The sequence below is a fragment of the Devosia sp. genome (assembly GCF_024707125.1).
Lineage (GTDB): Bacteria > Pseudomonadota > Alphaproteobacteria > Rhizobiales > Devosiaceae > Devosia.
This window is the reverse complement of the sequence record NZ_JANQAH010000008.1, coordinates 76094-87035: the sequence shown is the minus strand read 5'-3', so window position 1 is coordinate 87035 and position 10942 is coordinate 76094. Positions and strand designations below refer to the sequence as shown.

At 62.5% G+C, this 10942-nt stretch carries 11 protein-coding genes; 4 read left to right on the top strand and 7 right to left on the bottom strand.

Features of this window, described 5'->3' with window-relative positions; translation table 11 throughout:
- Positions 1-165: 165 nt before the first annotated feature.
- Positions 166-1320 carry an MFS transporter gene (locus tag NVV77_RS09460; RefSeq protein ID WP_295412604.1) on the top strand — a complete coding sequence of 385 codons (1155 nt, stop codon included), beginning with the start codon at positions 166-168 and terminating at the stop codon, positions 1318-1320.
- A 33-nt stretch (positions 1321-1353) separates the two neighbouring features.
- Here the strand turns inward: NVV77_RS09460 and NVV77_RS09455 are convergent, their stop codons facing one another.
- Positions 1354-1803 (bottom strand): organic hydroperoxide resistance protein, encoded by a 450-nt coding sequence (locus NVV77_RS09455; protein ID WP_295412441.1) that lies wholly within the window; start codon positions 1801-1803, stop codon positions 1354-1356.
- A 115-nt stretch (positions 1804-1918) separates the two neighbouring features.
- Between NVV77_RS09455 and NVV77_RS09450 the strand changes: the two genes are divergently transcribed.
- Positions 1919-2362 carry a MarR family winged helix-turn-helix transcriptional regulator gene (locus NVV77_RS09450; RefSeq protein ID WP_295412439.1) on the top strand — a complete coding sequence of 148 codons (444 nt, stop codon included), beginning with the start codon at positions 1919-1921 and terminating at the stop codon, positions 2360-2362.
- Here the strand turns inward: NVV77_RS09450 and NVV77_RS09445 are convergent, their stop codons facing one another.
- From NVV77_RS09445 to NVV77_RS09435, 3 genes are all read right to left on the bottom strand, one after another.
- Positions 2363-2869 (bottom strand): GNAT family N-acetyltransferase, encoded by a 507-nt coding sequence (locus tag NVV77_RS09445; protein WP_295412438.1) that lies wholly within the window; start codon positions 2867-2869, stop codon positions 2363-2365.
- Positions 2870-2876: 7 nt separating this feature from the next.
- Complete coding sequence (locus NVV77_RS09440) at positions 2877-3863, bottom strand: ribonuclease (RefSeq protein ID WP_295412436.1); 987 nt, start codon at positions 3861-3863, stop codon at positions 2877-2879.
- A gap of 65 nt (positions 3864-3928) precedes the next feature.
- Positions 3929-5908, bottom strand: a complete 1980-nt coding sequence (locus NVV77_RS09435) for a bifunctional 2',3'-cyclic-nucleotide 2'-phosphodiesterase/3'-nucleotidase (RefSeq protein WP_295412434.1) — start codon at positions 5906-5908, stop codon at positions 3929-3931.
- Positions 5909-6185: 277 nt separating this feature from the next.
- On the opposite strand from NVV77_RS09435, the gene NVV77_RS09430 reads away from it, so the two are divergent.
- Complete coding sequence (locus NVV77_RS09430) at positions 6186-7103, top strand: neutral zinc metallopeptidase (protein WP_295412433.1); 918 nt, start codon at positions 6186-6188, stop codon at positions 7101-7103.
- A gap of 56 nt (positions 7104-7159) precedes the next feature.
- Positions 7160-8695, top strand: a complete 1536-nt coding sequence (locus tag NVV77_RS09425) for a glycosyltransferase family 32 protein (RefSeq protein ID WP_295412432.1) — start codon at positions 7160-7162, stop codon at positions 8693-8695.
- Here NVV77_RS09425 and NVV77_RS09420 read toward each other — a convergent pair.
- The 3 genes from NVV77_RS09420 to carA are packed head-to-tail and all read right to left on the bottom strand — an operon-like array spanning position 8692 to position 10925.
- Entirely contained in the window at positions 8692-9006 is a 315-nt protein-coding gene (locus NVV77_RS09420; protein ID WP_295412431.1) for an AzlD family protein, read from the bottom strand. The genes NVV77_RS09425 and NVV77_RS09420 overlap by 4 nt on opposite strands.
- Positions 9003-9719 (bottom strand): AzlC family ABC transporter permease, encoded by a 717-nt coding sequence (locus tag NVV77_RS09415; RefSeq protein WP_295412430.1) that lies wholly within the window; start codon positions 9717-9719, stop codon positions 9003-9005. The genes NVV77_RS09420 and NVV77_RS09415 overlap by 4 nt, the downstream gene beginning before the upstream one ends.
- Positions 9720-10925, bottom strand: a complete 1206-nt coding sequence (gene carA, locus NVV77_RS09410; RefSeq protein WP_295412428.1) for a glutamine-hydrolyzing carbamoyl-phosphate synthase small subunit — start codon at positions 10923-10925, stop codon at positions 9720-9722. It abuts the gene before it with no gap.
- Positions 10926-10942 lie beyond the last annotated feature (17 nt).

Below are 10942 nucleotides of genomic sequence, written 5' to 3'. Positions count from 1 at the left end.
AGCTTGTCGATGGGCCCTCCCTCCCGGCCTTTGAAAAATAAGTGATTTTGGTCGGCCTGCTGCTTTTGCATCAGGCCCATATACTCTTGGAGCTTTGCCATGACGAACGGCGTTGCACCCATTCAGGGCCTCACCGGCCTTGCAACGAAACTGGCGATCTTCGCCATGGCTATCGGCTCCTTCGGCATCGGAACGGGTGAGTTTGCCATTATGGGCCTCTTGCCCAATCTGGCGGGTGATCTCGGCGTAACCGAGCCTGAGGCCGGGCATGTTATTTCCGCCTATGCCTTTGGTGTGGTCGTGGGTGCGCCGCTGATTGCGGTGCTGTTCGCGCGCGTACCGCGCAAACCGCTGCTGCTGGCGTTGATGGCACTGTTTGCCTTGGGCAATGTTGGGAGTGCCTTGGCGCCAGACTATTGGTCGCTGGTGCTGCTGCGCTTTGTCTCTGGGCTGCCGCATGGCGCCTACTTTGGGATCGCGGCGCTGATTGCTGCCTCGATGGTGGATGTTGGCTATCGCGCCCGGGCCGTGGGCAGGGTGATGCTGGGGCTGACGCTGGCGACGCTGATCGGCATGCCGCTGGCGACGTGGCTGGGGCAGGGGCTCGGCTGGAGGCCGACATTCTTTGCCGTGGGCGGCATTGGTGCGCTCGCCGTGCTGATGGTCATGCGCTTCGTGCCGGCCATTCAGGTGGCGGAGGGCGCGAGCCCGCTGCGTGAGCTGGGGGCGCTGAAGCGGCCGCAGGTTTGGCTGACGCTGGGCATTGCGGCGACCGGTTGCGGCGGCATGTTCTCGGTTTTCACCTATATTGTGCCGCTTCTTACCGAAGTGACCGGGATTCCGACGATCTGGGTGCCGGTGGTGCTGGCGCTGTTCGGCGTGGGCATGACGCTGGGCAATGTGCTCGGCGCCTATATGGCCGATCGGGCGCTGATGAAGACCATTGGCGGCATGCTGGCGTTCAATATCGTCAGCCTTGCTGCGGTGCCGTGGCTGGCGCTGACCTGGCCGACGGCAGCGCTGAGTGTCTTGGGTGTTGGCTTTACGGTCGCCATCGGAACGGCGTTGCAGACGCGGTTGATGGACGTGGCGGCCGACGGGCAGACGCTGGCGGCGACGCTCAACCATGCGGCATTCAATATCGCCAATGCGCTGGGTGCGCTGTTTGGCGGCATGGCGATTGCGGCGGGTCTGGGCTGGGCCTCGACGGGGCCGGTTGGCGCCGTGATGGCCGTTGTCGGGCTGGCGCTGTTCCTGGTGTCCGTCTGGCTCGAGCGGCGAGACAATCGCTGGACCCCGGACGCGGTGCCGGCAGAATGAGAAAAGGGCGCCTCAAGGGGCGCCCTTCTTGTTTCAGGCGTCGGCCAGGTCTCTGGCGACGGTCAGGGTGACGTCGACATTGCCGCGGGTCGCGTTGGAATAGGGGCAGATCTGATGGGCCTTGTGGACCAGGTCTTCGGCCTGGGCGTGGTCGAGGCCGGGGATCGCAACCTGCAGTTCGACGGCGATGGCGAAGCCGGGGCCTTTGGCGTTTTCGCCGAAGGAGACTGCAGCATCGACGCTGGTTTCGTCCGGGATCTTCACCTTTTCACCACGGGCGACGGCCTTCAGCGCGCCGAGGAAGCAAGCGGAATAGCCGACGGCGAAGAGCTGCTCGGGATTGGTGCCTGGGCCGTCATTGCCACCCATGGCCTTGGGCGTATCCAGCGTTACGGCCAGACGGCCGTCACTGGTCTTGCTGGTGCCGGTGCGGCCGCCAGTGGTGTGGGCATGGGCGGTGTAGACTGCGGCTTTGATGGACATTGCGACGATTTCCTTTGGAGGGATGAAATTTCGTGACGGCCATTCAATAGTGCACAATTCAATTGTGTTCAATAGAAATTTGTGTGATAGATTTTGTGTGCTGAAAGGAGTGGCGATGAGCGAAAAGCGGATGCCGACGATCGACCAGATGCTGTGCTTTGCCGTTTACTCGGCGGGGCACGCTTTCACGCGCTTTTATAAGCCGCGGCTGGACGCGCTGGATCTGACCTATCCGCAATATCTCGCTTTCCTCGTGCTCTGGGAAAAGGACGACATCACGGTAAAGGCGCTGGGGGAGAGATTGTTCCTCGACTCGGGAACAATTACGCCTCTCATCAAGCGTTTAGAGGCTCGAGGTCTGGTGGGCCGGCATCGAGACGAAGAGGACGAGCGCCAGGTGCGCATTCGCCTGACGACGGAAGGGCGGGCGCTAAAAGATAAAGCGCTGTCCATTCCGCTGGCCGTTATCGAGGGGGCAGGGCAGTCCTTTGAGGCGACGGAAGCCATGCGGCGCGAACTGGTGGCGCTGCGGGAGCGGCTGGATGAGGCGGCCGGCTAATCAGGCCAGAGTCTTGGTCATCCATAGAATCAAGTCATCATCCATGCGGATGGGCGCGCCGGGCGTAACGTATTCGTTCCGATAGGTCGCGCCGCGACCGTCCAGCACGTAACCATTGGCGCTGTAGAGACGCTGGGCTGGCCCATAGTCGGCGTAGAGGCCGACACCGAGACTGATTTGCCTGTGGCCCGCGGCACGGGCATGTGCCTCGAGTTGCGCAATGAGTGTGGTGGCAATACCGCGATGGCGATGGGCTTTGGCCGTCACCAGGTCGTGCAGCTCCGGGATGTGTTGCGAAGTAAAGGCAGGGTAGCCCGACTGCCATAGGAGGCTGCCATAGGCGGCCGCTTGGTTCTCCTCCATGGCAATCAGGACGAGGCGCTCTCCGGCTGTGTGTTGGCGGAGTATTGCTGTCCATACGGCGGGATCGTTCTTCCAGCCGTTGCCGCCATCGCAGTTCAGGATGGCACTAACGTTGGTTTGGTCCAAAGGCTCGAATCTCAGCATACCGGCCTCAGCGCAGCCCCACGGCATCGACCTGGCCGGAACGGCAGCCGCCGTCCGTTGGGCTGGCGGCGGCGATGAGGCTTGGCAGGGAGTCAGGACCGTCGATCTTGCCGGTGAGGCCGATTGTGAGTTCCGTGATGATGGTGCGATTGCCGTCCTGTTCGCAGGTCATGCGGACACGTTCGCCGGCGCCGGGGCCGAAGGCGCTGTCGAAGGCGGAGCGGATCTGGGTGAGGGTGAGGCGCTTGCCTACGTTGCTGGCGAAGAGTTCGGCGACCTCCGAGGTGTTGAGGGCCAGCATGAGGTCGAGGGCGTCGGCGTAGTATTGGCGCGCGTCGGTGCTGTAGCAGGTGCCGTGCTTGGTCCATTCGTGGCGGTCGAGGCCGGACTGGCTGCCGGGCATGACTTCGTCGAGGTCGCGGCGGATGGCCAGGGGCAGGTCGAGGATGGGGAGATCGCGCCAGCGGCCGTCTTCGCTGGAGTAGCGTTCGCCGGGCGGGACATTGCAGTATTCGTTGCTGCGCGGTTGGGGCCAGAGGCCGTGCAGCGTGAAATTGGTGGCTTCAAAGCTCGTGGCGCGCTGGTTGCGGCACTCGGTCTTGCGGGGGCTGAGTTCGCAAAAGGCGGGCTGCCAGTTTACGGCGAGTATGTATTGAGTGCCGCGATAAGTGGGTGGTGGCGCGGGAGGTGTCGGTTCGTCGACGCGGCCTTCGGCATCGGTGGAGCGGGTGCCGCAATCGACGGAAACCCAGCGGCGGTCGGGTTCGGCGCCGGGGATTACGATCCAGAGGTGGGTCGGGCGATCCTTGTTGCCGGCGACGAGGTCGTAGGCGGTGCCAGGGCGGGTGGTGATATCGCCGGGATTGGTTTCGCGGCTGATGGATTGGAGCGCCGGGCAGGTTTTGGTGGCGGTGAAGTAGCCGGTGAGGGGGACTTCGGCACGGGCGGGGAGGGTGAGCAGCAGAAGGGCGAGGATGGTGATGATCCGTAGCATTTCTGACTCCCCGAACGAATAAGGGGAGCCTTAGCGGCTCCCCTCGTTGATTGCTACCCTGTCGATCAGAGCGTGATGCGGTACAGACCAAAACCGTCGGCGTTGGTTTCGCCTGTTGCTTCGATCTTGACGGCGGTGACGTCTTCCAGGTGTTCGGCGGCCTTGGGGCCGGTGGCGAAGAGCACGGTGGTGTCGGCGATTGGAGCCAGCGACCAGTTGCTGTCGGCCTTGGGGTTGATGGTGCCGTTTTCGATGATGAAGCGCACGATGATGTCGCGGTTGGTATCGGGACCCTTGAAGACGATCACGTCCGAATTGATGTTCGGGAAGGTGCCGCCGCCGCCAGCGCGATAGTTGTTGGTGGCGACCACGAATTTCTGGGCCGGATCGATCGGCTTGCCGTCATAGGCGAGGTCGACGATGCGGTTGGCTTCGGGGTTTGGCTCTTCCTTGCCATCCGAAGAGTATTTGGAAGGCTGGGTCAGGTCGATCTTGTAGGTGACGCCATCGATCACGTCGAAATTGTAGGACGGGAAGTCGGGGTTGATGAGATCAGCATCCTTGGCACCGGCCTCGACCTGATTGAAAATGCCGGCCGAGCGTTCGAGCCAGTTCTTCACATCGGCGCCGGTGATGACCACGGCCTGGATGGTGTTGGGATAGAGGTAGAGGTCAGCGACGTTCTTGATGGCGACGGGGCCAACCGGGACGTCGGTATAGTAGTCCGGGCCGCCGCGGCCGCCGGACTTGAAGGGCGCGGCAGCCGAGAGGATCGGCAGGCTCTCGTTTTCGGTGCCCTTCATCATCTGCTGGATGTACCAGGTCTGGGCCTGGCTCACGATCTGGACGGAGGGATCGTCGGCGACGAGAGCGAAGTAGGAATGGAGCGGGGCCGAGGTTTCGCCGACCGGACGACGGATATAGTCGAGTGTTTCCTCGTGGTCTGCCTGGGCCGCTGCAACGACGCCGGCATTGTCTTCGACCAGAGGCTGCACCTTGCCTTCGACGCGTTCGAAGATCGGGCGGGCTTCCGAGGTGTGGGAGACGATGGTCCACTTGCCTTCGGCGTCCTGCTCCAGCAGCAGGTCGATGAGGCCCATATGGCTGCCCCAGAAGCCGGGCATGACGGCTGGCTTGCCGTTGAGCGTGCCGGCAGCGATGTCGACGCCTTCGATACCTTCATAGTCCGGGCCGGGGAAAACCAGGTGGTGGTGGCCGGTCAGGACGACGTCGATTCCTTCGACGGCCGCGAGCTGGAGGGAGGCGTTTTCAGCGCCTGCGCCCTGGTCGGCGGCGATGCCTGAATGGGAGAGAGCGACGATGATGTCGGCGCCTTCTTCACGCATCTTCGGCACATAGGCTTCGGCGGTTTCGACGATGTCGCGAACCGTAACCTTGCCCGTCAGGTGGGTGGCGTCCCAGGTCAGGATCTGGGGCGGGAGGAAACCGATGAGGCCGACCTTTACAGTCCGGGACGTGCCGGCGCCGTCGGTCAGTTCCTTTTCGACGATGATATAGGGGGCGATGTAGGTCTCGTCGGAGAGGGCGTCGGCACCGAGCTCGCCACGCACGAGGTTCGCCGACACGAAGGGGAACTTTGCGCCTTCGAGCGCACGGTCGAGGTATTCGAGGCCATAGTTGAATTCGTGATTGCCGAGGGTGGCAGCCTCATAGCCGAGCGTGTTCATAGCCGCGACGATGGGATGGACGTCGCCCTGGTTCAGGCCCTTCTCATAGGCATAATAGTCGCCCATGGGGTTGCCCTGGATGAGGTCGCCATTGTCCACCAGAAGGGAATTGCCCGCTTCGGCGCGAATGCCTTCGATGAGGGTGGCGGTGCGGGCGAGACCCATCGTGTTGTTGGGGGCGTCGCCATAGTAGTCATAGGCCAGGACCGCGACATGCAGGTCTGTGGTTTCGAGAATGCGCAGATGCGCCTGGTTCGCTTGCGCCTGGACGGCGAAGGGGTGCATCGCTGCCATTGCTCCTAAACTAGCAGAGCCGGCGAGAAAGCTACGGCGCGAAATCTTTGGAAGAAAATTCATCTGATGATCTCCAAGTGAAATGCCATGTGAGCCTGGGGCCGAAATTCCCGCTTGGCCGGCTGGTCCGGCTTCTCAGGCGCTTCCTCTCCCGGGAAGCGGCCTCGACATGCCCGCGTTCGGTGACGATGGCATGACGGCGGCGGGGAGACGCTATGAAGTTTTTACCGAGTGGTCAATTTATGACAGTTCGATGACAGTCGCCTTTTTCGAGCTTCGTGCAACCCGTTCCAATTGTTGCGGCTTGTTGCTACCAAAGACGTGAAGCAGGAGTGCCGTCATGAAGTGGCGTGGTCGGGAACGCAGTAGCAATATCGAGGATCGCCGCGGAGAGACGGGGGGTCTCGGAGGCATAGGCGGGCCTTCGCTCGGACGGAGCGGCGGCATTCGCATTCCAATGGGTGGCGGGTCGCGGGGCGGCATCGGCGGTGTCATCGGCATTATCGTGGTGCTGGGCATCATCTGGATGGTGACGGGGCAGAACCCGATCGACTCGCTCACCGAAGACGCAGGCACCACGACTTCGAGCGCGACCTCGCGGCAATTGCCGACCGAAGGTCAGGACGAACTCGTTGATTTCGTCGGCGTGGTGGTCAAGGAGACCGAGGATCTCTGGACGGAGGTTTTTGCGACTGCGGGTGAGGACTATCCTGAACCGCCAGTCGTGTTGTTCAGCGGCCAGACGAATTCGGGCTGCGGCGTCGCTGATGCGCGCACCGGGCCGTTCTATTGCCCGGTCGATTCAAAGGTCTATATCGACCTGAGTTTTTATGACGAACTGCATCGCAAGTTCGGTGCACCGGGTGATTTTGCTCAGGCCTATGTGCTGGCGCATGAGGTGGGGCACCATGTGCAGAACCTCACCGGCGTGCTGCCGGAGTTCAACCGCCGCCGCCAGAGCATGAGTCAGGAACAGGCCAATGCCTATTCCGTGCGGGTGGAATTGCAGGCGGATTGCTATGCGGGCGTTTGGGCCAATTATGCGGGGCAGCAGAACCTGCTCGATTCCGGCGATATCGAAGAGGCGTTGAACGCGGCAGAGCAGATCGGCGACGATACGCTGCAAAAGCGCATGCAGGGCTATGCGGTGCCCAAGACGTTCAATCATGGCACTTCGGCGCAGCGCCAGACCTGGTTCGAGCGGGGATATGAGTCGGGTAACCCGAACGACTGCGATACCTTCTCAGGCAGCATCTAGGTTTTTGCCGGGAAGGCCACTAGAAGCGAGGGCACTGCAATGTGCCCGAGCCTTTCATGACTATTCCCAAAATTCTTCACTTCACCTGGAAGACGAAGACGCTGACGAAGTTCGCCCAGCAGGTTTGGAGCGAATGGGAAAAGAGCCATCCTGATTGGGAGCTGCGGCTTTGGGACGATGCGGATATCCGAGCGCTGGTGGAAGAGCACTATCCGGAGCATCTGGCGACGTTTGATCTCTATCCGTCGGGCATCTACCGCGCCGATACCTTTCGGTTTTTCGTGCTCCATAAGATCGGCGGCGTCTACGCTGATCTCGACGTGCTGCCCAAGCGCAAGATCGATGAACTGATCGGGCGGACAGAGTGTTTTGTCGGTGCCGAGCCGGTGAAGCATGTTGAGGACAACGAGAGCTATCGCGGCCTGCCGATGTCGCTGTGCAATGCCTTTATGGGCTCTGTGCCTGGGCATGTGTTCTGGCAGCGGTGCATGGAGGCCATGGCGCGCTGCATGTGCAATGACGTGGTGGACGCAACCGGGCCGCGTTTCGTCAATGGCGTGGCGCTGACAATTCCGCGGGAAGAGCGGCCGGACGCGCTGCCGCCGAGCTATTGGTCGCCGCTGGCTGGAGATGGGCGGAAATACCCGACGCCCGACTCTTACTGCGATCTGCTGGCCAAGCAGTTCCGGGTGGTCGGGCAGAACCAGCCGACGCTGGTTTCGCATCTGTGGCGCAATTCGTGGTTCATGCCCATTCCCTACAAGGGACCGGCATTCTGGAAGATTCCCAACCAGGTGCAGTGGGCCTGGCGCAAGCAAACAGCGGGCGAGATTGCCCGGACGACGTTTGCGCGGCCGACGCTCGACTATGATGTGCAGGATTTTGTGCTGCCGGATGAATTGCCGCGGCTCTATCTTGCGGTGGATTTGACTGAGGGCGATGGCGGGCGCTTTGCTGCTGCGCTGGCGGGGGTCGACTATCCCAAGGACAGGCTGGCCGTTGGTCTCTTTGCCACGGGCGGCGCGCAGGAGATTTCAGGAAAACTTGCCGCGTTTGGTTTTAGCGTCGAGGTGCATCGAGCCGAGGCTGGCGAGGCCGAACGGCATAATCAGATGCTGGCTGCGGGGCAGGGGCATGACGCGGTGGTCGTTGCCGATGGCCGGCTGACGGCGATCCCGGCGGACGCGTTCCGGTTGATGGTTGCGGCGCAGCGGCCCGTTGTTGGCGTCAATGTGCATGGCGACGACGGCAGCGAGCGCAATGAGAGCAGCTTCCTCTACCATGTGGACGTGTTCAAGCGGCTCTATCGGGCGGTCAAACGGCATGGCGTGGTTCCGCCCATCGCGTCGCGTGATCCGTTTTCGTTGCGGTTCTTCCGCTACCTCAATATCGCGCCGCTGACCTCTACGGGGGCGGATTTGCTGCTCGTGACTAAGCCGGTCATTGAGGCTGGCGCGCGCTTCGCGGCCGAACCCTACAAGTATCACCTCGATGCGGAGGCTTTCTGCATCCTGGCGCGGGACAAGGGATTTGAGGTTTGCGCCTTGCCCAATGTGGTCGTCACCACCAGCCGGTCCGAGCGAAGGGCCTAAAGCCCGAAGGCGTGGCGGCAGAGCATGGCGGTGGCCCAGCCGGCGGCCAGCATGATCAGGCCGGGATATTTCAGGCTCACGACCAGCGCCACCAGCATGGCGATCTTTATGTCGAGGCCGCCATTGAAGAAGGCGGGGGCGCAGAGGGTGGTCAGCACGGCGGCTGGGACGGCATTGAGCGCGGCTTCGAGGCGCGGCGGAATGCTGCTCATGCGGGTGATGAGCACGTAGCCGCCGATGCGCGTCAGATAGGTGGCGGCGGCCGCAGCGATGATCAGCCAGGCGGTTGCAGGATCGAGCGCAAAGTTCATGAGTGGCCGGCCTTCGCGGTCTTTGTGCCGGGCGGAGGCGACAGGGGCAGCAGTGCGGCGACGAGGACGCCAAAGGCGGCACCGATGCTGACATGCCAGGGCGAGCCGACAAGCTGGTAGCCCAGGATCGAGCCGATGAAGCTGGCGAGTACTACCGGGTAGAAGTTGGGCTTGCGGCGGAAGCCGACGACGATGCCGAGGAAATAGAGCGGTAGCAGCACGTCGATGGCCCAGACGCGCGGATCGCCGATCATCGCGCCAAAGGCGGCGCCGACAATGCTGAAGGTCAGCCAGGGCACGTAGATGGTTGCGGCGAAGGCGAGATACCATTCGAGCGTGATGGTCTTGCCGCTTTCGGCGCGGCGCACCGTTTCGGCAAATTGGGGATCGATGAGCACGAAGAAGGCGAGGAGCTTCTGGCCCAGCGAGAAATGTGTGAGGTAGCGGGTGAGCGCTGCCGAATAGAGGACGTGGCGGAAATTAACCGCGAAGATGGAGAGCACGACTAGCCAGGCGGCGACGTGCTGGCCAAAGAGCTCGATGCCGACGAGTTGGCTGGCGCCGGCATAGACGGTGGCGGACATCAGCGCCACTTCGGGAAGGTTGAGGCCGTTGTCGACGGCGACGGCGCCGAAGAGCACTGCGAAAGAGGCAGAGGACAGCGCCACGACGGCGCCGCCCTTCAGGCCTTCAACGATCTCGTTGCGGTTCATTTATGCCGCAGGCGCCTTGTGCTCGGGCCATTCGGCAATGCCCTTTTCCTTGCGCACCAGATTGAGGAAGCGCGTGAAGAGGTAGTGGCTGTCCTGCGGTCCGGGGCTGGCTTCGGGGTGGTACTGCACCGAGAAGATCGGCTTGCCGTCCACGGCGAGGCCGGCGTTGGAGCCGTCAAAGAGCGAGATATGGGTCTGGGTGACGCCGGCGGGCAGGTTTTCGGCGTCCACGGCGAAACCATGGTTCATCGAGGTGATTTCCACCTTGCCCGTGGTCAAGTCCTTCACCGGATGATTGGCGCCATGGTGGCCCTGATGCATCTTGCTGGTGGTGCCGCCTAGGGCGAGGCCGAGGAGCTGGTGGCCAAGGCAGATGCCGAACATGGGCTTGCCGGTTTCCATCAGCTTCTGGATCGTCGGGACGGCATATTTGCCGGTCGCGGCCGGATCGCCAGGGCCGTTGGAGAGGAAGATGGCGTCGGGGTTATGCGCGAGAACGTCGGCCGCCGAGGCGGTGGCGGGCACGACCGTGACCTTGGCGCCCTGATCGGAAAGGCAGCGCAGGATATTGCGCTTGGCGCCGTAGTCGATGGCGACGACGTGGAAGTCCGGGTTTTCGACCTTGCCGTAACCCTTGTTCCACTGCCAGCTCGTCTGGTCCCAATGATAGGTCTGGGCCGTGGTGACTTCCTTGGCGAGGTCGAGACCTTCAAGGCCCGGGAAGGCGGTCAGTTCGGCCTTGATGGAACCTTCGTCGAAATGGCCGGTCGGCTCGTGGGCGATGACGCCGTTGGGCATACCGTTTTCACGGATGAGCGCGGTCAGGGCGCGGGTGTCGATACCGGCGATGCCGATGATGTTGCGCTTCTTGAGCCAGGCGTCGAGCTTTTCGGCGGCGCGATAGTTCGACGGATTGGTGATGTCGGCCTTGAGCACGACGCCGCGCACACCCGAAAGGGCGGCCATGTTCACCGTTTCGATATCTTCGTCGTTGGTGCCGACATTGCCGATATGGGGGAACGTGAAGGTGATGATTTGGCCAGCGTAGGATGGGTCGGTGAGGACTTCCTGATAGCCGGTCATGGCGGTGTTGAAGCAGACCTCTCCGGCGGCGTGGCCGACTGCACCGATGCCATGGCCCTCAAGGCGCGTGCCGTCAGCCAGAATAAGAACTGCGGTCGCGGGGGATTGCTGCCAGCCGGTCACGGTCGGTCTCCATGCTT